Raw genomic sequence first — 25571 nt, forward strand, 5'->3', positions numbered from 1 at the left:
TAATAAAATTTTTCTAAAATTTCACTTTGTAATTTGATATATTCCATGTTAATATAACGAAGGCTACAAAACAGGAGTCACCACGCATATCTTTTTCACAGAATATTCATACTTAAAAAGACTTATTTTATCAGTAACTCAATCCAAATTTCACCTATACAAAAGTTAGTTTATGATTTCATATGTACATAAATTTAAATAGATTTTTTATCTATTATTTTTTTCTATTTTCCTTATCAATTTTAATACGAGTAATATAACAGCACTTTTCAAGTACCCTTCCTTTTTTAGATAAAAAGTCTACTAATACTAAACATCTATGTCCAACTCATACATAATTCTACTTACAAACTATCGGAGATGCAAAACTATGGGAATTTCTACTCTTTTATTAAATACCTTTATTATAATAATTTGTATCCTTAGCTATCACGTATTTTGGCTAGAGTTTAAAGAAAAAATAACATGTAATAATATGTTATTTTCTATCCTTTCCTCCATTGCTATTATTTTTTGTATGACTTTTCCTTTTCATTTACATGTGGGATTTATTTATGATTTACGTTTTATTCCTATAATATTAGTTTTTCTATATGGAAATACAAAAAACATTGTTTTTATAGGAATTTTATATCTTTCTTACCGGTTTTACTTAGGCGGAAATGGCGTTCTTCCATCATTTATTATCTTTACTATCATTTCTGTTATAACAATGCTCTTTCGTTACTTATTACCTATGTATTTTAAAGAAAAAAAGATATTATTAAGCTTACTTCTTATTTTAGTATGTACAGCTTCCCTTTCTATTTGCGGTATTGTAACTCAAATAAATACAGGAGGTAAAATAGACTCTACTCTCATAGAATTTTTATTAAATTATATAGTCATTAATATTTTCACAGTATTATTATCAGTTTATTTTATAGAGGAAATGATTGAGAAATATAAAATGAAAGAAAAACTGCAACGAGCTGAAAAATTTTATATAGCTAGCGAACTAGCAGCGTCAATTGCACACGAAATCCACAATCCACTAACCACGGTACATGGATTCACTCAATTATTAAATGAAAAACATGCCTCTAAGCTATCTCAGGATCAATACTTAGAAATCATGTTAATTGAAATGCAGCAAATACAATCTACTATTAATAACTATTTATCTTTAACCAAACCACAGAATACCCTAAAAGAAAAAATAGATATTAATCACATTTTAAATCAGGTGAAAGATACTATTTCACCACTCGCTCTATCATACAAAGTTGAAATCAAACAAAATAGTACAGATTCCTTTTATATAAATGGGGACCCCGAAAAATTCAAACTCTGTCTAAACAACATCATCCAAAACGGAATTGAGGCTATGAAAAATGGTGGATTATTACAAATAAATATACAAAAAGTAAAAGGAAATATCATAATTGATATTATTGATTCAGGAATTGGGATGTCATCTCAACAAATAAAACGAATTGCTTTGCCATTCTATTCAACAACAGAAAAAGGAACTGGGCTTGGTACTATGATTGCTTATAGTATTATTAGAGAATTAAACGGTGATATAGAAATAGAGAGTGAATTAGGTAAAGGGACACGCTTTTCTATTAGTATCCCTTGCTAATGTGATAACAATTTTCTGTTTAGTTAATTACATAAATGAATTTTAAGAATCCCGCTAGCTAGCTTACTTATTAATTATCTTAAATTCATATGCGTTAATTAAATATAATAAGGATCAGAGCCTATCTATTGTTACAGATACACTCTGATCCTTTAGTTTAATTCAATTAAAAACACTTAATATTTATAACTTTTCTTACATCGTGATGAAATACTAGTTCATCTATTTTATCTTATTTACTGATTAGATTGGTTTAATATAAATATAACATCTCGCGACACTTAATTTGTTATTATCATTAGAGACATTGCCTGCAGTTGTTTTTTCATTAAAGTACAGACCTTTTTCCATTCATTGAACAAGATAACTCCCCTTTTACTACTTCACTTCCACCGTATAATTCCCTGTCCCCCCGCCATACTGATACACATGTAAATAATACTTCCCTGGATACGTATAGTAACTACCTACTAGTTTATTCCCTTGTTGCTGAGCATACGTAACATAATTATTTAAATCTGCTTCAGAATAAAGTACCCAGTTCATTCCAATATTATTTTCATTCGTTACGTTAATTTGAAGGTTTTTAGCAGTCTCCACATTAATTTCAAAGAAATCACTTGTATCGCCATTTCCTAAACTAGCACGTAAAACTTGATTTAACTGCAATTTGTTTGCTGTTTGGAATGAGTTATTCGGTTCTTTTTCTACACTGTTATCTTCTTTCTTTTGAACAGTTACAGTCGCTGTAGCAGTATTAGTTGCTCCTTTATCGTCTGTTACCGTTAATTTCGTCGTATACGTTCCTTCTTTTGTATATACGTGAGTTGGATTTTGCTCATTACTTACTGCTCCATCACCAAACTCCCATTTATACGAAGTAATTTTCCCGTCTTCATCTTTTGATCCGTCGCTTGTAAATGAAATTGCTTCATTTACATTTCCGCTATACGGACCGTTTATAACTGCAACTGGTGCTTTATTCTCTGCACCTTCTTCTGTATTAATACCGTGGAACACAACATCATATTCAAATTGTCCTGATGTATTCACGCGATAATTTACAAAGTATGCTGTTACTGTTTTATAGCCTGTCCATTCCTTTGCACTTAAACGTTTTAACGTATCATTAACGTTTTGTGTAATTGTTTTCCAATCTTCATATTCTCCTTTTGCTGCAGTTCCTGTATATGTTCCTTGTAGTGTGAATGTATTAAAGAACTGTGATTTATTTTTCTTCACTGATACATTTTTCAATTTTGCTTCCGCTGTTATTTCTGCTGCAATATCTGAAACTGGCTTCGATGCATGATTCGCTAAATAATCGTCTGATACTAATGGCACATTATATTTCTCACGATTATCAACTAGCATTTGCATATAGTCCTGATATTCTTTATTTAAATTCGCATCTTTACTTAATGTAGAGCGATATGCATCATATGCTGTTACATCATTTTTCCTAATAAGATCATGTATTTTATCGAACATATCATATCTCTTATTGTACATATACGATTGTAAAGCAAAGGAATAATTATAGAAATCCCACGTTCCATACTTTGCATTTAACGTTCGCTCTGCCGTATAACGCTCTGCTGGATTTGAAGATAATCCTCCTATAATACTCTTTCTCGGTACAACATTATCCGTTCTCGTTGCCCCTGCAAAAAATTCAGCATTTCCTTCTTCAAACCAAGATAATCTTTCATTTTCATATATTTTCCCTTGTCCCCATAACCCTGGTACTTCATATCTACCTTGTAAATAATGCGTGAACTCGTGTCTGAATAATTCTTCTAAACTATAAATACTTTCTTCTGGCGTACGCTCATAAGTAAAGAACGTACCTGTTCCTTCTATATAAAGACCACCGTTATTCGTTTCATAACCGTACAATTGACGATTAAATTGATATTCTGCTGGGCTATTATAAATAACCATCGTTAATACATCATCAGGATTTCCTTTTTCTAAAGGTTGATCACTTTCAACCGTACGATGGAATTGTGCCTTTACTTCTTTTGCCGCCCAATATAAACGTTTTACTTTTTCTTCTGTCACTTTATCTCCAGCTTTTAAAACAATTGCTCCATCATCAAACGTATACGTTTTTGGCAAATATTTTTTCTTTCCATCTTCTCTTATTTGATCTAAATTCACCACTTTACCATTTGCATCTTTTCCGCCATAATTCGTTGCAATTTGCTCAGCAGCTACGAAATATTGCTCCCCTAAATACGGATACATTTTCATCGCATCTGTTACAACTTGTAACCCTTTAGTTCCTGTACTATGGAACATACCGAGTCTACCTGTATAATAAATGCCATTATTAATAAGCCAACCGTTTTTTGCTGTAATCGTTCCCATTAATGCAAAACGACTTAATTCATTAATATAACTATCTATTTTCTGATACCATACTGTATCTTTCGGTGCTTTCCTCGTATCGTACAAATACGATTGAATGTCGTAATCAACACCTTGCATAATATCGTAAATAGCATTTCCAGCTGAAAGATTATCTACTAATGTAGAAAAATTATCATTATATTGTTTAAAAATCTTTGCAGCCGATGTTATCGTTTCCACATCGCTCGAAGCGTTTCCTATTAACTTTCCGTATGATGATACCACTCTATTTTGCTCTAATGTACCCAGCTTAAAATTTGAATTGTTAGCCATCGCTTTTAATGCAGGTAAGCATTTATCATGATAACTCCGTTCATTTAATTTACTAAGTTCCGAATTATAAAATCCTAAATAAAATCCTGAACGTAATACCTCTACTAATGTCTCAATCCCTTTTGAATCATCCTTCGTATAGGCTTGTCCTTGCTGCTTCAATTTATCAATAATCGTCTGCATCCTACTATCATTTTGATAGAATGCTAGACTGTCTGTATTAAACTGAAATAGCCCCGTAATTTGCTCCCAATCAATTGTTACAAGTAAATCTACTAACTGCTGATTGCTTAATTGATTTAATTCGGCAATTGTATAAGTTTTCGCTACAGCTAATTGCTTACTTTCTTTTTTCACCTCAGGTGGTCTTTGTGATAAATCGGCAAATTGTAACCTTTTCTCAAAAGACTTGCTTTCGAGCACTTTCGATGAATGAGCTAATTCTTGTACTGGTAGTTGTACACCGACTGGCTCCATTTTGAGCACATTTCGATAAGAAACTTGCTCTCCCTTAGTATCTTCTGCCAAACTTACCCCTTGAAAACTCCCTAACATTAAACTAGCAAAACTTACCCCTACTAACATTTTCTTTGAATAGCCTTTCATGCTCTCCCCTACCTTACATTTTTAGTGTCCCGCTCCATTATTTTACTATTTTTACTTTTTGTCCTGTATTGAGAAAAAATAAGGTAACGTTCACACATGTATCCATTCCATATAAAATTAACGCTTGACTTTCCGTGCATTTTATATCAAAAAAAGATAGATAATAGCAAAATTCCTGCTACATCTATCCTCGTTTTCAACACTATGATTTTAACTTTATAAATGTAACTTCCGGTAATGTTTGCATATGCTGAATAAACTCATTCTTTTCTTCTGACGATATATTTTTCAGTTGCATCCCTACCTTATAAACAGTTTCTGTACCTTGCTGTGAAGCTTCCACCTCATATGAGAGTATTGGGATGCCTTTCACTTGTAGTGTTTCTAATATTTGTTGTACCGCTTCATGTTTATTTACAAACATTTGCACTGTTATATTTTGTGGAAATAAAAATTGCACCTTAAAAATACGACTTACAATTTCTAAACCAATTAAAACGAGAATCGTCGCTCCAATGCCTACTACATACATTCCCGCTCCAATTGCTAATCCTATGCCGGCAGTAGCCCATAAACCAGCCGCAGTCGTTAATCCTTTCACCGCCTGCTTTTGAATAATAATTGTGCCTGCACCTAAAAAACCAACTCCACTAACGACTTGTGCTGCAATACGACTTGGGTCTAGAGATATATGCTCTTCAAACACAATATCTGAAAAGGCATATTTCGAAACAACCATTATTAACGCACTTCCTACCGCTACGAGGAAATGAGTCTTTAATCCAGCTTCTTTCGATCGAATTTCTCTTTCAATACCAATCATTGCTCCTAACAAGCCAGCAACACCGATTCGTATAATAAAATCAAAATCTACACTCACGGGCACTTCCCCCCTTCATTCATTATAGATAGATAAAACAAAAATTATCACAAACATCCTTTTATTTACATGTAGGGATACCGCTAAAATATACTTAATACTCCGACCGTTTTATGTTAATATTTTAAATATTAACATAAAATAAATAACTTCTAATTTTAAACCTCCACTAATTTTCTAAAAAAACAAAGATGGATTACATGAAATTAGGTTGAGAAATTATAGAAAACGCTTTCACTTTGTATCGTAATTTTTTATAAAAACTATATAAATAAAGGAGCTTACTAACAATGAACGTCTCATTACTCACACCTACTACTGATTTACAAGAAGAATACTTAGATTTCTATAACGAATGGAAAGATAGCGGTGAAACAATGATCCCGTGGGTTATCTCAAAAAATCCTGCCAACTTCCCAGCTATGGTTCAAGAACTTCTCGATGCGCATAACGGAATAAATATCCCTGAAACTTGGGTACCAGACTCTACATATTGGCTTGTTACAGATGAAAATAAAATTGTGGGAGCTGTTAATATACGTCATAGTTTAACCAAACATTTATTTAACGCTGGCGGTCACATTGGTTATGGCATTCGCCCTTCTGAAAGAAGAAAAGGTTATGCTACGAAGTTACTAGCATTATCATTAGAAAAAACGAAGGAGTTAGACATCACGAAAGTACTTGTCGTTTGCGACGCTGTGAATACCGCTTCTGAAAAAACGATTTTGCATAACGGCGGGATTCGTGATGATGATTTCACTGAGGAAGATGGGAATATAGTAAGAAGATATTGGATTGAGCTATGAATAATTACAAATAAGCGAGAAAGTGATTATACACTTTCTCGCTTATTTTACACTGCTTCTATTTCAAACTGCACTGTAATACCACTTGGATCTACCACCACAAACCCATTTGTAGTTTCATTTATTTCATGTTGTTTTTCTATTAATCTTTCTTTCACTTCGTCTAACGCTTCTTTATGCGGTAGTACAATAGCATATACCTTTAGTCCAGTTGCATATACTGGTGGGTGTGGATTGTTTACTCCGTTCCACGTATTTGCACCAATATGGTGATGATATCCCCCTGCTGAAATAAATAAGCAATCCTCTTCACGCTGTTGTACTTCAAAACCTACTGTTTCCACATAAAATTCATGTGATTTCTCTACATCAGCTATTCGTAAATGTACGTGCCCAACGACAGTATTAGCAGGCAAACCATCAAACTCATAATCAACGAGTGTCGCCAATTCTTTTAAATCAAGTGGTGTACTTCCTCCTGACCCTTCTCCCCATTGATCACGCGGACGGTCTGCATAAATTTCAATACCATTCCCCTCTAAATCTTGCAAATAAAAAGCTTCGCTATATGTATGATCACTTGCACTATTAAACCTTGAAATTGGTAAAATTTCATTTGAATATGTATAACGCCCTTCTTGCTCATCCGGGCTGTCAATTACATTCTTATTACGAAGAACCCCAAATAGCGCAGAAGCAAAAGCTTCACGAGTCGGAACTAAAAAGGCTACATGATATATACCAGTCGTACGCGGTTCTTGCAGTACCCCGTCCTCTAGCTTTTCAAGAACAAGTAACGCGTTCTTTCCACCTTTTCCAGATAAATATGCTTTATTCCCCTCTTGCTTAATTACCTCTAATCCTACAACATTCTCATAAAAAGCAATTTGACGCTCTAAGTCTTTCACTTTAAATTCAACATGACCAATACGTGTTTTCGGATGAATTTGTACCATGAATAACTCCATCTCCTTATCCCTATATTTTTCCATTACATATAACCGTTACTATGAAGGATACAACTAAAATCATCCTATGTAAATAAGAAAAGTCAGAATTTATATACATTTTTATTTTCATAATAAAAAAGCCACCTTTTCTAAATTTCAGAAAAGGTGGCTTTATAACTCTTATCTCATTTTATGTACTTCAGCAACTAGCTTTCCACCCTGAATGCCCATATAAAGCTTCACAGGTGCATCATTCGTATTTTCAAATACTAAATCTAAATATGGATATGCAATTGTAGCATCTCTTCCTTGTGGAACATAACCTACCGTTTTAGAATGTGTAGTTCTCTCCACCATTTTCAGGCCAGCTTGATCTGCTGCATTGTATAAAGTTGAAGATGTTTGACAAACACCACCGCCATATCCATCTACTAATTTACCATCAACTATTTCTTTCCCTAATTGATATCCTTTATCTGGTGTTGTATCACCGATTAATGAATTAAAAGAGAAACGGTCTCCTTTTGCTAACACAACTCCATTTATGCTCGCTGCTGACAAACGAATATTCTCAATACGGCCACCTGTTGAACCACCTAAGTTCGTTTCATATCTACCAATTACCGCACCATTTCCTTGCGCATCACTTAATGTTGCGACTGGTTTTTTCTCCACGATCGGCAACTGATACGTAGCATCCCACATACCAACATTTAACAATTTATCTACTAATTCTTTTTCCATTAATTCATAAGAAGGTTTTCCTTCTTGCCAACTTCCATCAGGTGCTATACGTGAAGGAACCATTTTTTTGTCGACGCTTTTTCCAATCTCACCAACAACCTTTGTGACAGACTTTTTAAATTTCGCTTCATCTTCAAAATAGCCTAAACTAGATAAATCTAATTTTTTCACTTCAGTACCAGTTCGACCATCAACTAAACTAATAGTATCCTGTACTTCTGCTTTAGCCTCTACAGTGTGCCCACCAATATCACTTACCAATGCAACATCACTTACTTTTGCACCACAGCCACTTATTATAGCTACACATAACACCCCAACTAATATACCCTTTACTTTACGGAACAATATACTCTCTCCCTTTCCCCAACATCACTATTATGTATTTATTTCATTTTTATGTATGTTTTGTTACAATCATTTTACAATATGTTTATAAAATGTTACAAGTTATTTTTCACTCTATATAAATTACTCTTTTCTTTTATAAATGTCTATACATATTTACATAAAAGTTTGAGTTTGATAGAATTGTAACTTTTATGTAAACCCTCCCTTTTATCCAGTATATACCATTACACAAAAGAAATACAAATCAAAAACCCTCAAGCTATTTTTTATAAAGTGAAACTGTAACCAGTGGGGGTCTTATTGCCCAGCAAATAGCGGGATAAAGAGAAATCCCGTCAACATAAATAGGTATTTGCCGTGCCACCGCTCCGCTTTTACACATACATTATGGTGAATTCAACCTATTTTAAAGAAATGGAGGATGTTATTATGTATCCCTACAATCCATATGATCCATATAATCAATATGCGTACCAACAACCACAGTATGACTTACAAACACAATATCAATCTTATATAGATCAAGCAGAGCACACGAATCCATATGACCAAAATAGACAATTCCAACTTCCAATCTCTTTTCCTGGCACTGGAAATCGTCAATTAGAAAGACGCGTAAATGAGCTTGAACAAAGAGTTCGTCAACTAGAAAATACAGTTGAGCGCCATACACGTAGACTAAACCGCTTAAACCAACGTTTACGCACAGTAGAAAACAGACTAAACATTCCATTCGCAGCATTAGAAGACGGATTTTAATCGAGAAAATAAAGATTATATAAAGGAAGGGGCTTCCCCTTCCTTATATAAATTGACGAAAGTTTTTTCCATCTCTATACTGATAAGAGTTAATGAAATGAAACAAGGTGATAAATATGGATTTTGAAATAAATTATCTTTCCTTTTATGTTGTACAAGTAGAAGGAAAAGGTGAAGCAGTTGATAAACGCTACAAACATTTTCAAACTTTAGACGCTGAAGAATATGAAGATAGTTCCTTAAAAGAATTTTTGAATGGTGAGTTATTAAAAATATCGAAGCGAAAAGTAGAACGTCATGCAAAAACAGAACAAGCCCCAACAAAAATTGGTCGCTTTATTGTAGAAGAAGGGCACGAACTTGATTCAAACCCTCATTACAACCTTTTTAATCGTATTCGCTTTGCAGAAACAAAAGAAAACTTTAAAGATATGAGCGAACCTCTCGTTTATACATATCTTGACACAAGCGCTGTACGTGGTGGTGTATTTTTAATTGCTCAGGCAAAACTACGCAAATACTTTGATGATCCATTCGTATTCGTAATGAAATGCGACTTTGAACCAAAGGTTGCTTCTATTTCTGATGAATCAACACTGATTCGTAACGTTGAAATGGCCATCACAACAAAGAATATGAAATCTATCCAATATCCGTACATGCCTGAAGAAGGAATGGTTGAAGTAGGCGAACTAAAAATACATCAAGCATCACATGCCCGCTACTTTGAAGACTTCTTAAAATTCGTCGAATATGAACGCTCTATGCCTGAAATTATGAAAACACAAGTAATGGACATGGTATACGACCAAATTGAAGATGTATTTGAAGAAGGTACGGAAGAACGCGAACAATTCGACCAAGCGATGGAAGTATGGGCTGCCAGTCCGAAACGCGAAATTATGGAACAATTTTCAACTGAAGAAGTAATGGAAGCAACCGCTCAAATCGTCGAGCATGCTCCTGAAGTGGAATTAAAACTAAAAGCCGATCATATCTCTGTGAAGGCGTTGCTTGCGGATTTTGGGGATCAAATACATATTGCGAAGGTAAATGATCGATATGTACTTATGATTGAAGCAGACACACTTACATTTGAAAAAGGCTTCTCTCCTATTGAGTTTCTGAAGCCAGATGAGCTGCAAGATGTGATTGAGCGGATTGAGAATAAGCAGCAGTATTCGTTTGATCCGAGCGGTATTGAATAAAGTGAAACTTTAATCTGTGGGGTTTTGTTCATCCCCCACTAATTATTAGCCCTCACCAATCGGGCTTTTACGGGATAAATACTTCCATATAACTGTTGTTACTGGGCGCTTTTAATAAGCGCTCTTTTATTTATATTAAAAACCGATTCTACTAAGAATCGATTTTTCTGCTTTATAATAAAACATGTTTATTTTTAAATTTTTTTGATGCAAGATGACATTTGTTGCAGAATCAAATATATCCCTTCCTTGTTATACAGGCTTATTTCCATTAGAAATATCTACTTCAATATTTCTAGTTGACCAAGTCCTTCTATAAGTTGTTAAAATGCAAATTTCACTTTACTACCTCAAATTTATTGTACTCGTAAAAAGATAATTGAAAACGATATTCCGGATGTTCTCTCACCCAATCGTAGGCTTCTTCTAAAATTTCCATTTTGTTTTGCAAGTCATTAAGTTCACTACATTCGTCCCTTTTCTGTTTGCACAGAGGGCAGAATCCATTCACTATTTCCGCACTCGTCGCCCTAATAGTTTTACTTTCTAAATCAACTACTAGACGAAGAATAACGGAATGCTCTTCTTTTGTAGTCACCTTCATTTCAGCAATCCGATCCTCATTCCAAAAGACACCGTTTAATTCCATCTTTACTGTGACATCTTTAATATCCAAGTCTACCACTATCATACCTCCCTTGTACAAAACTCAATCTTACTCTTCTATTTTAAACTTTAATACACCACAACTTAAAGAGATATTAAGTTTTTTCCAATTCTTCTTTACTATGAAAGAAAGTGTAGTTAATGCTAATTGTGTGGTAAATATTATCCCAAAAACTAAAACAGTTAAAATGTTAAAGATTGTTTCCATTAAACTACACTCTTTTCTTTATATATATTTTTATTTTATTAATACAGTTTAAAACTCTTATTACGTCTTAACACTCCCAAAGCAATTATAATGTACAATCACAACAACAAGTTGATGCCTATTTAATATCAATACGCTGTTATTACATGTATGTAGTTAGAGATGGAGGAGCAATTCATTTAACCTCTGTATTCTCCTCCATCTCAGCCAAATACCTAATCTGTCGTTCCGCTTTTCTCACTGCTGTACGAAAATGTTTTTTCAGGAGTTCTACTGTATTTTCACTTATATAATATCTTTCCGTTATACTTTCCCACGTGTCACCACTTTCAAATGTACTCCATTCAAAAGGGCGTTCTGTATTTTTCTTTAGTTCTTTAAACACCCATTTTCGCATCTTTTTTTTCGCTTTTTCTGTTATTTTTCCGTTTTTTACAAGTTCAAGTTCACCATGTCTTTTGTATCGCTTATTAATATCTCTCTCGCTATACACTTTAAGAAGTATATTTGCTGTATTTTCAGCATCTGCTAAAGCACGGTGCTGTTTTCCTTCCCACGTTAAAGCGAGCTGTTCTACCGCAAATTGTAAACTTGGCGTATGTTCAAACAATTCCTCATATGCTTGGAAAACAAATTTTTGCAAATCAATTCTATTTTCTTTTTCTATACTTGGGCATTCAACACCATATAATGTACAATCATGAGATAGAAAGCGATAATCTTCTTTTCCCCATGAAACAAATATAGAACCTTCGCCGATGAACTGAATAAATTTCTCTATAATTTGAGGGAATTTTTCTACACCCATTAAATCTTTTTTCGTAATACCGGTTAATTTTGTTGTATGACGAGTTAATCGTGCACTTGGTTTTACTAACTCCGAAAATTCTTCAATTATCTTCATTGTACCTATTTCTATTTTTACAGCTCCGATATCAACTATTTCTGATGGATCTTCTGATTTATACGGTCTGAAATTCCTTTCAATATCAAACACAATGAAATGTGTAGCGTTTTTCAATTTATTTACCTCTTTCTAAATTGCTTTTCACACAAACACTTTATTTTCAGTATTTATTTATTCATGTACTTTATACAAAAATACTCCGAATAAATAAATGAAAATTCAGTCTTGTTATGATATGTAAGTAGGAGGACATCTATAAAAGTGCAAAAAAAAAGAAGGGCGAGCCCTTCTTTTTTCAAAAATTACTTCTTGTTTACGTTAGTAGCTTGAGGTCCACGGTTACCTTGTTCTACTTCGAAAGTAACTTCTTGACCTTCTTCTAAAGTTTTGAAGCCTTCGCCTTGGATAGCTGAGAAATGAACGAATACGTCTTCTCCGCCTTCAACTTCGATGAAACCGAAACCTTTTTCTGAGTTAAACCATTTTACTTTACCGTTTTGCATGAAAAAAATCCTCCTACAATGTACCTATATGTACATATTCATTTTCAACCACCTTACAATAATAAGCCAGATATTAAAAAACTGCAACCCCTGAGGAGATTTAACATTGCTATCCTCCTCGGAAGTTACAGCTCATTTAAATCTCTATATTATTAAAAGTAAAATGGTTTAAACATACTATATCATATCAATATAATAAAAGTAAAGTTTTTTCTTAAATTATTTTTTGTTCCCACTGCATTGCTTTTAATTCACCTGATCCGGCTACTACATAACCCTCTTTTTGATTAACAATGCGCCATCCGTGCCCTTTAACTGAATCACATACTGTAACAATACCTTCTTCAAGAAGCACACGGCACACACCACTAATACCCGCCTTATTTTGCGTTGAAGTTGTATATAAAACATGTTGATCTACACTTAAGTCTAAATAACTACTTGCTTTCTGCTCACTTTGACATGTGTGCCAATATATTTTTTCACTTGCAATACTTTCATCTATTTTACAATAAGAAATATTCCCGCTAACTCCCTTGCACGATCCACTTGCCGCTACTAAATAAGAATTGTGTAAAGTCAACGCGGAGATCATTTGATTCATCGCAATTTTAATCCTCTTTAATTTACGTGTCTTCAAATCAAAGAGCCAAACACCACCATATTTAGCATGTATTTTCGTACCAATAAATAAGTAATGTTTATATAAAAATAACGATCGAATAGACGGTGCCGCACTGCCATACTCAAGAAACGGATGAATAGTTTCCCATGTCGAACCGAAATTATTAGAAAGATACAGCGTTTTTTCTCCATGAGCAACAACATTTCCTTGTACATTGCTACATACATTCCAACTCGTTGCTTTTGTTGGAAAACGCTGAATTGTCCAGTTCTCTCCACCATTCATACTACGAATAAAAATCCCTTCGTCACCTACACCATAAACTACATTATCTTCGCTATGTAAATCCCTAATTCGTTTTTGAAAACCATTTAAAATTCGTTTCCATTCTCCGTCTTGTTCAACAAATAAGCCATTATATGTAGTAGCTAACAACAGTTTTCCATCTCTTAACTTTGTAATAGCAGTTACACTTAACATTGTCTCCACGTTGACACTCCCATTCTTAGAACTTCTCAGCAAATACAATTGCAAAATTACTGCATTTTTCAACATCCTCTTCATCTTCTGGAGCTAATTCAATTTTTAGCCCTTCTTGTACAAGCTCTGCACCGCGCTCTACAAGACGTTCTTCAAATATCGTTACCGCTTCACAAAACAGTTCATACGCTGTATCACCCGATCCGAACACCGCTACCTTTTTCCCAGCTAAATCTATATTTTCTAAGTCATCATGAAAATCTTCCGCTTCAAATGGTAATTCACCATCGCCCCACGTATAAGATCCTAAAATGATTCCATCATAAGCTAATAATTCTTCAGCATCCATGCCTTCCATTTCTTGCAATACTACTTCATGATCAAAAGCATCTAAACTAACTTTAATTAAATCAGCAATACTCTCTGTATTTCCTGACATACTTGCATAAGCTATTAAAATTTTTGCCACTTTGGCATCCCCCTCTAACAATAAATGATTCTCATTCTCATTATATTAATAATGAGAATCAATTTCAATTGATTTTTTTCTACTTTTATTTACATTTCACATCTGACTATTTATATTTCATTTTAAATATCTACATTCATATTCAACTATTGCCAAATCTATCTTCAAACATTATTGTATTATCATCATTTCACATTACTTATTTCAAATAAAAAATGTTTTTGTATCATGCTCAATCTCTAATCAATTGTTCACTTTACAGAAAGAGGAGTCCTTATGATGAGAAAGTATTTTATTAGATTTTTAAAAGCAACCTCCCTTTTAACAATATTCTTACTAATAGGAGCTGCTATTATTTTATTCGGTACTTCATACGGTCATAATTTACGTGTTATCGCAGCCGAGAGTATTTTAACTTCTCAGCATCCACAATATGCAAAATTCACGTTATTGTCTGATGAAGAATTAAATGATATTTCTCAATCCATCACAAATCCAAAATGGAAAAATAGTGAATTTTTAACTTCTAAACTTTCAAAAAAAGAGTTAGAAAGACGAAAAGATTTACCACTAGATGTTTCTATTGAAACAATAAAGAAAAAATATAATGATCATTTTTTCGAAGGGAAATTAATGACAATTAGTAATCCATTCAACGTAAAACTTGTTACCCAGCAAGGTTCAGAAGGTAAAGACGTCGGAGAAAAAATATACGTAATGGCAAAGCGAAACCATGCAGTTGCCGCTGTCAATGCCAGTGGTTTTTGGGATGAAACCGGGCATGGTGGTGGTAAAACCGGAATCGGTATTGTTATTGAAAACGGTAAAGTTATAAACACGCCGAAAGATATTAATACCCCTACCCTCACTAGTGGTATTACAAAATATGGACAAATGGTTTCTGGAGAGTTTTCTGCTAACCAATTGTTAAATAAAAATGTTGTTTCCGCTGCTGGATTTATGCCTCAGCTAATTGTAAATGGAGAAAAAATGATTACAAATGATGGTGGTTGGGGATATGGCCCTCGAAGCATTATGGCTCAGAAAAAAGATGGATCGATTATGTTTTTCGTCATTGATGGTAGACAACCTCATAGCATTGGTGCTTCCTTGAGAGATTGTCAAGATATTCTTTATGAAAAAGGTGCTGTCAATGCGATGGCAATGGACGGTGGATCATCAGCAACATTATATGCAATGGGAGATATTTTAAATATCCCTTCCACCTTATCTCATAAATCACGCTATTTACCAAACGCATGGGTAGTTACAGCGAACCCTAAGCAACAAGTTCATGTAACAATAGACGGTAATTCTGCGAGCTCTCAAAAAATTTCTGAATTAACAAGGACGACTGCTATAGCTTTCAATAAATAAAAAAGCACAGATGACTATACAATCATCTGTGCTTTTTTATTACTTTTTAAAAATACCAAACGGCTTTCCAACTGGTAAAACAACTTTTCCGAAGTGTGTGTTTAACACTGCTGCTGCTGAACCATAGAAAGATAATAATGAAATAAGAAGTTCAGAATATGCTGCTAAATTATGCATTGCATGCGGCATAACACCTAAAGTACTTAATGAAAGACCGATAAATAAGAAATCAATAAGGACGAAAATCATAAATAATACTTTATGTGTTTCCATTGCACCAATTGTCATAAAGATTGTGAAAATCAAATATCCGATAAAGGCTACACCAAGCTGTTTTGAATCTGCAGCTTGTGCTAATTTTTCGCCAAATACTCCAAGTTGAATTAACCAAGTCATTCCAACACCTAGCCAAAATAGACCGTACGCACCGAATGCTGTTGTACCGAATGTATTGTTATGCTTTGCATCATGAATGCAAGCAAAGATTTGTGCAAATCCTCCTAAAAAGATTGCCCACGGTAATACAAGTGAAACGCCATCTGTTAAGCCTAACTTTTGAGATGATGCTACAAGTGTTACCATCGCTAATCCAAATAGACCAATTCCAGATGGATCTGCTGTTGTCATTTTCACATGATGTGTAGTAGTTTGATTGCTCATATAAACCTCCTGATTATAAACATACTCGAATACAATACTTAAATCAGAAGCCTATGTCAATGGTTTTTTTGTATGTTGTCAGACGTTATATTTTATAATGATTAAATATATTTCCGACCACTTCATAAGGTTTTATATTCACTTTTTCCAACTCATTTATCGGTAGCCATAACGGAATATAACTTCCTCTACCTTCCCACTGAAATTCCTCAGCTGTTCCACTTCCGAACACTCCGCCTGTAATATAGGCAGCATAATAATATTCATTCCCTTTATATTTTACCTGTGCAATAAGGTGCTCCACTTTTATATGTACCCCTAATTCTTCGTATACCTCTCTTTTCGTTGCCTCTTCAGGCGTTTCACCTTCCTCAATCCCTCCGCCCGGAAACACATAATATGTTTCCTCTTCTCGAATACGTTTTATAAGAGCGATTTTTCCTTCCTGTACAATGATAGCCGCTCCGCGATTTCTTATCATTTTATTACCTCAATACAAATCGCAACTGTTCCCCACTCTTTTTCTTGTTCTTTCGTATATATTTTGTATGTACTTTCTAACATTTCCTCTAAACTATCATTTTCACAATCCAATAATTTTTTATCGATTTGTTCATACATGGCTTTAAAGCTCTCGTATCGCTTTATTTCCGTTACTTTTACCGTCATCATTTCTTTTGTCGTAAGATTCGTAAATACGATTTCATCGCCTTTGTTTATTAGTTGACGTTTTTCATCGTATAGGCGTACTTCATATACTTTTTTTCCTGATTGAATTGACTGAAACGGTTTATTATATAAACCCATTTCGTATCGCATACATCCCACTCCCTTTTGTTCATTTCACCTATTAATACAGTTCACATTACTACATCTTGCATATAATATTCCATACGTATCACTTAATTGAGAAAGGAGGCTGAAGAAGCATGTTATATTTAAATCAAAAACCTGAATATAATAAATATGATATTGGTGATTATACTTATAGTAAAGTAGGGCCAACCATTTTTTCTTGGAACGATGAAACAAAATTAAAAATAGGTAAGTTTTGTTCATTAGCAGAAGAAATCGTTTTCATACTTGGCGGTGAACATCGCGCAGACTGGATAACAACTTATCCATTTAATGCACTTTTTGATGAAGGAGCACATATTACTGGTCACCCTTCTTCAAAAGGTGATATCGTAGTCGGCAATGATGTATGGATTGGTTATCAATCCTGCATTTTATCTGGTGTTACAATTGGTAACGGGGCCATTATCGGCGCCAGGAGCATTGTTACAAAAGATGTACCCCCGTATGCAATTGTAGCTGGTAATCCTGCAAAATTTGTTCGATATCGTTTCCCCCAAGAAACGATTGACAAACTAGAGAATCTCGCATGGTGGGACTGGGACATTTCTGTTATAAAAGAAGCCATTCCATTACTACTCTCCGACAAAATCGACGAATTTTTCACCTCACCCGAAAAAGAATCTACATGATAAATACAGAAAGAGCATCCTTTTTTCCGGATGCTCTTTCTGTATTTATTTTTTATTTATTTGCAAATGATTACACGGAGAACATTGAAAAGGAATTTTCCCTAAGCAATTAAGATTTGTTTCACAAATTTGTTCTATCGTTGGAACAAATGGAATGACAACTATGTTACTTTCTACCATTTGTGTAACAGGTGGCAATACTGTGCCTACTTGATGTTCGAAACGAATACTCGCTTGATTTATATAATTTCCTGAACCATTTGGCGCGCTCTGCACTACTACTTGGAACGAAACTGTCCGTGCTTCACCTGGATTTAAATTTCCTATAATAAAACCTGATACTGGGTTTACATTTGGCACTGGCGTATTATCAATCGTTACAGTTCCAAGGACAAATTGAACACTACTATCTAACATATCTTGAAAACGAATATTTTGTATTGCTGTATCCCCCGTATTTGTAATAACTGTCGTAAACGTAATAACATCGCCAATTGTTGCTGCCTGTAAATTTGCCGTTTTTACGACTGTCGTTGAGACATTTTGAGGAATAAACGGGATAACAACTGTATTGCTATCACCTTCAACTACTACTGGCGGCTCATTCGGATTTACAGTTGCGAGCCCATTTGCTATAGCAGTATTTGTAACTAAATTATTTATTTGTCCTCCTGTTATTACAACTTGGAAATTAATAATTGCTGCGTCATTTGGCTGAAAATCACCTAACGGAATACCGGTATTCGGATTAGCAAATGGAAGAGGTACATCATTTACCGTTACCGTGCCATTTATAAATAAAGTATTCGGATCAATGATATCTGTTAAAACAATATTCGTCACAGGAACTGTACTGTCATTTATAACGGCAATTCCATAAGTGACAACATCTCCTACCATCGCTACTTCAAAGTTTGCTCCTTTTGCAACAAATAAGATTGCAGTATTTACCGTCACTATAACTGTATTGCTCGTATCCATCACTGTAACTGGCGGCTCCCCTGGTACTAAAATATATTCTGCTAACGCCCCAGCAACGTTCACTACTGTACCACCATCTGGAAAGCTCGTAATCGTAGCTTCATATGTTACAATCGCCGTCTCACCGACTGGAATGTCTACAATCGTAAATCCAACCTGCGGATTTACTCCCGGACGAGCTACTCCATTTACAGTTACACTATTTGGTACAAAAACAGCTTCCGGAGATAGGACATCGATAAATTGAATATTCATCGCATCAGCAGTACCAGTATTTAATATTCGAACCGTATACTTTACTGTTTCTCCTACTCCAACAATTGAATGATCTACTTCTTTTTGCATATCTAAACTGCCTCTATTTACTGGTGTGACTGTCGTATTACTTGAATTCGTAATTGTAAACGGAGGTTCTCCTGGAATTAATTCAAAATCACCCGTTACTCTTGCTGTATTCATAATGCTATTAGAAGGCGGAACTGCGATTACATTTACTTCAAATGTAATTAATACGCTATCCCCTACTGCAAGATTAGGCAATGCAAAGCCTACAAATGGATCTAAACCTACTTGCGGAATCCCATTTATTTGTACACTTCCAGGAACGAATTCTAAACTAGGTGATGGAACATCGCTAAACTGAACGTTCGTCGCTGTTACCGTTCCCGTATTTGTAACTTGCACACTATACGTTAACGTATCTCCTAATCGTGTCGCTTCTTTATTTACAGATTTTATAACGCTGAATCGTCCTCTATTCACTCTAGTTATCGTCGTATTACTCGGCTCTGTTACTACAACCGGTGGCTCTCCTGGCACTAAAGTAAAGCTTCCTGTTATATTTGCAACGTTCGTAATTGTTCCTGATGACGGGATGTTTGTAACTGTCGCTTGAAACGTCACTATAACTGTTTCACCAACTGGGATATCTCCAACTCCAAATCCAGTAATCGGATTTAAGTTTGGTTGCGGGGCTCCATTTATCGTTACACTATTTGGTACAAATGACGCACCTGTTGAAATCGTATCAATAAACTGAACATTGTTAGCTGTTACTGTTCCTGTATTCGTTATTTGCACTGTATACGTCAATACATCTCCAACTAGAGTAGCGGCTCTATTTACTTGTTTAATAACATTAAAGCGTCCTCTATTTACAGTTGTGAGTGTTGTATTACTTGGCTGATTTACTATAACTGGTGGTTCTCCTGGTACTAAAATAAAGCTTCCGGTAACATTTGCCGTATTGGCAATTGTTCCGTTTGACGGAACGCTAACAACTGTTACTTGGAATGTGACTTCTACACTTTCACCTGGAGTTATATCCGGAAGTGAGAAGCCAGTGTTGGGATCTAATCCAGGCTGTAACACACCGTTTATCGTTACACTATTCGGTACGAATGTTATAGAGGATGGTAATACATCACTATATTGAACATTCGTCGCTATCACTGTTCCCGTATTTTGAACTACTGTTGTATATGTGATTGTATCGCCTACTGCAACAACCGGCTGACTTACTGATTTTAAAACATTCCAACCAGATTCATTTATTTCTGTTAATGTCGTGTTACTTGTCGTCGTTTCAGTAATAGGAGGCTCTGTTTCACTTACAGCAAACGTAGCCGTAACGTCCACAAAGTTAACAACTGTTCCACCTTGAGGTATGCTCGTTACCATCTCTTGGTATGTGACAAGTACAAAATCACCTACAGGTATATCTGGAACTGTAAAGCCTATGAACGGATCTAATCCTGGTTCTGGCACTCCGTTTATACTCACACTTCCTGGAACAAACGCTACACCACTCGTACTAGAATCAAGAAATTGGACATTCGTTGCCGGTACCGTTCCAAAGTTAAAAATTAGTACATCGTAGGTTAATATTTCCCCAACCGTCGCTGCCCCTTTATCTACTATTTTTACTGGAAAAATTGAAGCTATATTAATTGTCGTAACGACTAAATTCGTTAATATCGTTTGCGTAATCGGTGGCTCCTGCGGATTCGGTTGTGAAGTAAATGTAACGTCAGCATCATTTAATATGACTTCATTATCAGGAATTTCCGTAATGGTCACTTGGAACGTTACAGAAATACTCGCACCAGCATTTAATAACGGACTAACTGTAAAGCCTATTTCTGGATTTAATCCAGGTTGCTGCACTCCACCTATCGTTACACTGTTGTCAACAAACGTCGTCCCTTCTGGAATGACATCTTGGAAGAGTACATCTGTAACAGGGATAATTCCTACATTCGTTATTAGCACTGTATACGTTAATACATCCCCAACAGCCCCAGTTGCAATATTTACTGTTTTTATTGCTGTCACTTCACCAGGAGGAGGTAACGGTATTGTAACTACCGTTGTATTACTTGAGTTCGTTGTTGTTACAGGTGGTTGTAAAGGATTCAATAAGAAAGTAGCTGTAGCAGACGCTGTGTTTAGAACTGCCCCAAGCGTTGATGGTGCAACAACTATCACTTGGAATGTTACTGTCAATGATGTGCCAGCTGCAATATTAGGAAGCGGGAAACCAATATTTGGATCAAATCCAGGTTGAGGCGTTCCATTTATCGTTACACTATTTGCTACAAATGTTGTTTCTGGAGCAATCGTGTCAATGAAAGAAATATTTGTAGCTGCAACTGTACCTGTATTTCGTATAACAACAGAATATGTGTAAGTCTCTCCAAGTGCTGCTTGTTGTACAGATGAAGATTTTTGTATAGTTAGTCTCGCTGTATTTACTTGTGTTACTACAAAATTACTATTTGTAGTAGTCGTTATAGGAGGTCCTGCCGGATTTATAAGGAAACTTGCAGTAACATTCGATTGATTTCTTATATTTCCACCACTCGGAACGCTTGTCACTGTCACTTGGAACGTAATTGTAGCAGTTTGCCCAACTGGAATATTTGTAACAGGAAAACCCACTATAGGATTCGCACCTTGCTGAACGACTCCATTAATCGTTACACTATTCGCTACAAATGTAGCTCCAGATGGGATTGGATCTTGAAAAATAATATTCGTTGCGGGGACAGTTCCTGTATTTTGAATAAGAATCGTATACGTTAACGTATCTCCTACACCTGCTTGTGGTGTATTTACACTTTTTATTACATTAATTGATCCTACATTCACCCGCGTCACAACAATATTACTAATCGTTACAATTGTAATTGGTGGCTGGAGAGGACTTACTTGGAAATCAGCAGTTACATTCGCATTATTCGGAAGAACTCTATTTGGTGGTACACTCGTGATTGCCACTTGGAAAGTAACTGTTACTATACCTCCTACTGGAATATTAGCAAGTGGAAATCCAGTTGTCGGGTTTAAACCTGGTTGAGGTGTCCCGTTTATTGTTACACTATTCGCTACAAAAGTGGTTCCAACTGGAATCGGATCAAGGAATGATACATTTGTCGCTACTACCGTTCCACTATTTTGTATAGCAACTGTATATGTTAGTGTATCTCCTACACCTGCTTCAGTAGCGCTTACACTCTTCATTACATTTAGTCCTGAGGAATTCACAACTGTCATAACAGTATTACTTGGAACCGTCACAGTAATTGGTGGCTCTGTTGGATTTACAAGAAAATCTCCAGTTACATTCGCGTTATTTACAACATTATTCCCTGGCGGAATTTCATCAATTAATACTTCAAATGAAATAATTACACTCGCGCCAGTAGGTAAATCATTTAATGGGAATCCTAGTCCTGGATCTGCCCCCTCTTGTAAAACACCATTAACCAATACACTATTTTCAATAAATAATGTCCCTGGCGGAATTGAATCTTGGAAAAATACACTTGTAGCTGGTACACTACCTGCATTTATAACTTCGATTGTATATACTAAAACATCTCCTACCGTTGCCACATTCGTATTCACTGCTTTCACAACTTCAAAGTTCCCTGATTGTACTGTCGTATTCACAACATTACTCGGTACATTGATTGTTACTGGTGGTTCATTCGGATTCACTTGAAAGCTTGCTGTTACATTTGCTTGATTTAAAATATCTTCATTTTCTGGATTCTGTACAATTACTACGTCAAATGTGACTACAACCGTTTGAGCCGCAGGAATATTTGGAAGAGAGAATCCTGTATTCGGATTTAGTCCACTTTGCTGTACTCCATTAATTGTTACAGAATTTGCAACGAAGGAAACAGCGGAAGAAATAGTGTCTTGAAATAACACATTTGTTAGCGGAACGTTTCCTGTATTTTGAACGGCAATCGTATATGTTAAAGTATCTCCTACTGCTGCTTGTGTTGTATTCACTTCTTTTATTACATTTAAACTGCCTGTATTAACTTGTGTCACAACTGTATTCGTTTGTCTATTAATCGTTATTGGCGGCTGATTCGGAATAACGACGAAATTAGCAGACACATTTCCGCGATTCGGAATCGTACCTCCTGATGGCGTAGAAGTTACTCGTACTTGAAATGTAACTGTCCTAGTCCCACCTGGAGATATGTTAGCAACTGTAAAGCCAGTTGCCGGATTTGCCCCAGGTTGCGAAATTCCATCTACAGTTACACTATTTGTGATAAAAGTCGTTCCAGTTGGGATTGGATCTTGAAAAATAACATTCGTCGCAAGTACATTTCCTGTATTTTGAATTGTTACCGTGTACGTAAGAACGTCGTTAACCGTTGCAAAAGCTTTATCCACTGTTTTTCTCGTTGTTATATCAGCTATATTAATTGTCGTAACTACAGTATTGCTTGTCGCTTGCCCTGAAACTGGTGGTTGACCAGGTACTGGAGTAAAGTTAAATGTTACACTCGCACGGTTTGGAATTGGATTGACAAGAGGGTTTGATGTCACTCGAACTTGAAAGCGCACTACAGTCGTTTGCGATGCATTAATACTTCCAAGATTAATACTACTTGCTGGATTCGCTCCTGGACGTGCTACCCCGTTTACCGTAACGCTATTTGCGACAAATGTTGTTCCAGCAGGGATACTATCAACAAAAATAACATTGTTTGCAGTGATGTTTCCATTATTCGTTACATTAACCGTGTACGTTAATACATCATTAAGTGTTGCCGTCTGTAGATCTACAGACTTTTGCATACTTATAGTTGCTTGATTCACTGTCGTTTGTACTGTATTTGAAGAAGACGTACTTGCAATAGGAAGGCTACCAACGAAAGGACGAAATTGGTAAGACACCATTGCACGATTTGAAATAGGGTTTGGATTTGGAAACGATGTAATTCTTACTTGGAATGTAACGATTCTTTGAGCATTATTTGGTATCGTTCCTAAATTAATTCCACTAGCTGGATTCGCACTTGGTTGTGTTACTCCACCAACCGTTACACTACCAGCTATAAATGCTGTGCCGTTCGGAATACTATCTTGTAATAAAACGTTGTCCGCACTTCCTGTTCCTGTATTCGGAACTGTAATCGTATAAGTGAGAATATCTCCTATACCTGCAACTGCTTTATCAACAGATTTGACAGGATTTATAATCGGTCCCGTCGCATCAATTTGAACACCAAAACCAGCCGCTGCATAACCATCACCATTTGTAACGAACCGAACGGTTGCTGACGTTTGATTATTTACTAATGATGATGAAGCATCTACGTTTGTAATATCCCATCCTTGTCTTCGAACAGCCAAAGCTATCCCTAATGGCTGATTCAAATCTCCAAACGTTCCGGTTGTATCTAATTCCCCAAAGTCATTACAAATTTGAGATTGAAAGAAATTATTTGCCGGATTTCTCGGTCCGAATAATGCAACTGTAGCATTTGGGTTTGGTCCAAAGCGAAGTTGATCTCCAGAAATGTTGGAATCTCCCTCTTGAACAGTTACGAGTACTCTTCCTGTAACAGCTCCTGTAGCTGGAGTAGCAAATCCTGAAATAGTAGCATCAACAGGCGGGGATGAAGCATCAATAATTTCTTGGCCTGCATAAACTGACAAATTCCGAAGAGGTAAACTTGCATTTTGATATACAACCTCAAGCGTCCAGCCAGCTGAACGACTGATTGTTGGATCAGCTGAAGTTCTTGCAGCGGGCACAGCACCTGTTGTATATGTGCCTGCCCCACCTGCACTAACAAGATTGGTTACATTAGCAGAGCGAGCATAATAAAACTGATTTCCTACTGAACCTTGCTGCGCGGTAGCGGGATCTGGCGTAACAGCAAACGTCCCTGATGGTGTTGTAAATGTAATATCATCATTTAAAAATGGTAAAACATCTTCCGTATCAGTCCGAAAAGTACCAGCCCAAACTAACTCTGCATATAGTACACTACTCCCCGCCGGAAGATTTAAAATTGCACTTGAAGAATTCAATTGCCATTCATCCGTCGTTCCTGCTGGGAACCCTGGTACTTGCAGCGCTGTATTTACCGTAGTAAATACAGCAAGTGTACCAAAAATATTACCTGGCGCAGGTGATGTAGGGCTAAGCCCTAACGTGTTCCCAGTGAACGTGACGGCACCAGGTACTGTTGTTGTAAAACGGTTTATAAAAGGCACACAATCATCTCATTTCATTTATAGTAAAAAGTGCTCTATACTATAAAATGTA

General features: G+C 35.6%; 19 protein-coding genes. 6 read left to right on the forward strand and 13 right to left on the reverse strand.

Features of this window, described 5'->3' with window-relative positions; genetic code table 11:
* Positions 1 to 370 precede the first annotated feature (370 nt).
* A complete protein-coding gene (locus tag ACXKY9_RS17025; RefSeq protein ID WP_000513017.1) occupies positions 371 to 1624 on the forward strand; it encodes a sensor histidine kinase in 1254 nt (417 codons plus the stop codon).
* A gap of 378 nt (positions 1625 to 2002) precedes the next feature.
* Here the strand turns inward: ACXKY9_RS17025 and colA are convergent, their stop codons facing one another.
* Positions 2003 to 4918, reverse strand: coding sequence for a collagenase ColA (colA, locus tag ACXKY9_RS17030; protein ID WP_000679527.1), 2916 nt, complete (start codon positions 4916 to 4918; stop codon positions 2003 to 2005).
* Positions 4919 to 5120: 202 nt separating this feature from the next.
* Positions 5121 to 5798 (reverse strand): MgtC/SapB family protein, encoded by a 678-nt coding sequence (locus ACXKY9_RS17035; protein WP_000109717.1) that lies wholly within the window; start codon positions 5796 to 5798, stop codon positions 5121 to 5123.
* Between the two features lie 290 nt (positions 5799 to 6088).
* Between ACXKY9_RS17035 and ACXKY9_RS17040 the strand changes: the two genes are divergently transcribed.
* A complete protein-coding gene (locus ACXKY9_RS17040; protein WP_001103121.1) occupies positions 6089 to 6607 on the forward strand; it encodes a GNAT family N-acetyltransferase in 519 nt (172 codons plus the stop codon).
* Between the two features lie 47 nt (positions 6608 to 6654).
* Here the strand turns inward: ACXKY9_RS17040 and ACXKY9_RS17045 are convergent, their stop codons facing one another.
* A complete protein-coding gene (locus tag ACXKY9_RS17045) occupies positions 6655 to 7563 on the reverse strand; it encodes a VOC family protein (protein WP_000249877.1) in 909 nt (302 codons plus the stop codon).
* Between the two features lie 174 nt (positions 7564 to 7737).
* The gene (locus tag ACXKY9_RS17050) at positions 7738 to 8649 is read right to left on the reverse strand and encodes a VanW family protein (protein ID WP_000488968.1); all 912 of its coding nucleotides are present in this window, start codon (positions 8647 to 8649) and stop codon (positions 7738 to 7740) included.
* A gap of 432 nt (positions 8650 to 9081) precedes the next feature.
* On the opposite strand from ACXKY9_RS17050, the gene ACXKY9_RS17055 reads away from it, so the two are divergent.
* Both ACXKY9_RS17055 and ACXKY9_RS17060 read left to right on the forward strand, forming a co-directional pair.
* Positions 9082 to 9411: a hypothetical protein gene (locus ACXKY9_RS17055; RefSeq protein WP_000283715.1), complete on the forward strand. Its 330-nt coding sequence runs from the start codon at positions 9082 to 9084 to the stop codon at positions 9409 to 9411.
* Between the two features lie 116 nt (positions 9412 to 9527).
* Positions 9528 to 10619 (forward strand): DUF3900 domain-containing protein, encoded by a 1092-nt coding sequence (locus ACXKY9_RS17060; RefSeq protein ID WP_000345046.1) that lies wholly within the window; start codon positions 9528 to 9530, stop codon positions 10617 to 10619.
* 337 nt (positions 10620 to 10956) lie between these two features.
* Here ACXKY9_RS17060 and ACXKY9_RS17065 read toward each other — a convergent pair whose 3' ends face one another.
* From ACXKY9_RS17065 to ACXKY9_RS17085, 5 genes are all read right to left on the reverse strand, one after another.
* Positions 10957 to 11304, reverse strand: a complete 348-nt coding sequence (locus ACXKY9_RS17065; RefSeq protein ID WP_000227983.1) for a hypothetical protein — start codon at positions 11302 to 11304, stop codon at positions 10957 to 10959.
* Between the two features lie 364 nt (positions 11305 to 11668).
* Positions 11669 to 12514, reverse strand: a complete 846-nt coding sequence (locus ACXKY9_RS17070) for an exonuclease (RefSeq protein WP_000786416.1) — start codon at positions 12512 to 12514, stop codon at positions 11669 to 11671.
* Between the two features lie 188 nt (positions 12515 to 12702).
* Entirely contained in the window at positions 12703 to 12903 is a 201-nt protein-coding gene (cspB, locus tag ACXKY9_RS17075) for a cold shock-like protein CspB (protein ID WP_001179150.1), read from the reverse strand.
* 214 nt (positions 12904 to 13117) lie between these two features.
* Positions 13118 to 14017, reverse strand: coding sequence for a WD40/YVTN/BNR-like repeat-containing protein (locus ACXKY9_RS17080; RefSeq protein WP_000449525.1), 900 nt, complete (start codon positions 14015 to 14017; stop codon positions 13118 to 13120).
* 16 nt (positions 14018 to 14033) lie between these two features.
* Positions 14034 to 14477, reverse strand: a complete 444-nt coding sequence (locus ACXKY9_RS17085) for a flavodoxin (RefSeq protein ID WP_001062753.1) — start codon at positions 14475 to 14477, stop codon at positions 14034 to 14036.
* A 279-nt stretch (positions 14478 to 14756) separates the two neighbouring features.
* Here ACXKY9_RS17085 and ACXKY9_RS17090 point away from each other — a divergent pair, with 279 nt between their 5' ends.
* Entirely contained in the window at positions 14757 to 15854 is a 1098-nt protein-coding gene (locus ACXKY9_RS17090; protein WP_001233794.1) for a phosphodiester glycosidase family protein, read from the forward strand.
* 39 nt (positions 15855 to 15893) lie between these two features.
* On the opposite strand, the gene ACXKY9_RS17095 is transcribed toward ACXKY9_RS17090, so the two are convergent.
* From ACXKY9_RS17095 to ACXKY9_RS17105, 3 genes are all read right to left on the reverse strand, one after another.
* The gene (locus tag ACXKY9_RS17095) at positions 15894 to 16514 is read right to left on the reverse strand and encodes an acetate uptake transporter (RefSeq protein WP_000070938.1); all 621 of its coding nucleotides are present in this window, start codon (positions 16512 to 16514) and stop codon (positions 15894 to 15896) included.
* Positions 16515 to 16599: 85 nt separating this feature from the next.
* The gene (locus ACXKY9_RS17100; protein ID WP_000620830.1) at positions 16600 to 16995 is read right to left on the reverse strand and encodes an NUDIX hydrolase; all 396 of its coding nucleotides are present in this window, start codon (positions 16993 to 16995) and stop codon (positions 16600 to 16602) included.
* Positions 16992 to 17333: an ASCH domain-containing protein gene (locus tag ACXKY9_RS17105; protein ID WP_001268347.1), complete on the reverse strand. Its 342-nt coding sequence runs from the start codon at positions 17331 to 17333 to the stop codon at positions 16992 to 16994. The genes ACXKY9_RS17100 and ACXKY9_RS17105 overlap by 4 nt, the downstream gene beginning before the upstream one ends.
* Before the next feature lie 110 nt (positions 17334 to 17443).
* On the opposite strand from ACXKY9_RS17105, the gene ACXKY9_RS17110 reads away from it, so the two are divergent.
* Complete coding sequence (locus tag ACXKY9_RS17110; RefSeq protein ID WP_000966298.1) at positions 17444 to 18001, forward strand: CatB-related O-acetyltransferase; 558 nt, start codon at positions 17444 to 17446, stop codon at positions 17999 to 18001.
* Positions 18002 to 18046: 45 nt separating this feature from the next.
* Here the strand turns inward: ACXKY9_RS17110 and ACXKY9_RS17115 are convergent, their stop codons facing one another.
* Positions 18047 to 25519 (reverse strand): DUF7507 domain-containing protein, encoded by a 7473-nt coding sequence (locus ACXKY9_RS17115; RefSeq protein ID WP_001115915.1) that lies wholly within the window; start codon positions 25517 to 25519, stop codon positions 18047 to 18049.
* Positions 25520 to 25571: the final 52 nt, after the last annotated feature.

It is taken from the genome of Bacillus sp. 2175 (genome assembly GCF_057812155.1).

Coding starts and splice junctions, on each gene's coding strand:
- ACXKY9_RS17100 (WP_000620830.1), bottom strand. CDS start 16,995: ATGATAAGAAATCGCGGAGCGGCTATCATTGTACAGGAAGGAAAAATC.
- ACXKY9_RS17095 (WP_000070938.1), bottom strand. CDS start 16,514: ATGAGCAATCAAACTACTACACATCATGTGAAAATGACAACAGCAGAT.
- ACXKY9_RS17045 (WP_000249877.1), bottom strand. CDS start 7,563: ATGGTACAAATTCATCCGAAAACACGTATTGGTCATGTTGAATTTAAA.
- ACXKY9_RS17060 (WP_000345046.1), top strand. CDS start 9,528: ATGGATTTTGAAATAAATTATCTTTCCTTTTATGTTGTACAAGTAGAA.
- ACXKY9_RS17110 (WP_000966298.1), top strand. CDS start 17,444: ATGTTATATTTAAATCAAAAACCTGAATATAATAAATATGATATTGGT.
- ACXKY9_RS17105 (WP_001268347.1), bottom strand. CDS start 17,333: ATGCGATACGAAATGGGTTTATATAATAAACCGTTTCAGTCAATTCAA.
- cspB (WP_001179150.1), bottom strand. CDS start 12,903: ATGCAAAACGGTAAAGTAAAATGGTTTAACTCAGAAAAAGGTTTCGGT.
- colA (WP_000679527.1), bottom strand. CDS start 4,918: ATGAAAGGCTATTCAAAGAAAATGTTAGTAGGGGTAAGTTTTGCTAGT.
- ACXKY9_RS17025 (WP_000513017.1), top strand. CDS start 371: ATGGGAATTTCTACTCTTTTATTAAATACCTTTATTATAATAATTTGT.
- ACXKY9_RS17090 (WP_001233794.1), top strand. CDS start 14,757: ATGAGAAAGTATTTTATTAGATTTTTAAAAGCAACCTCCCTTTTAACA.
- ACXKY9_RS17040 (WP_001103121.1), top strand. CDS start 6,089: ATGAACGTCTCATTACTCACACCTACTACTGATTTACAAGAAGAATAC.
- ACXKY9_RS17055 (WP_000283715.1), top strand. CDS start 9,082: ATGTATCCCTACAATCCATATGATCCATATAATCAATATGCGTACCAA.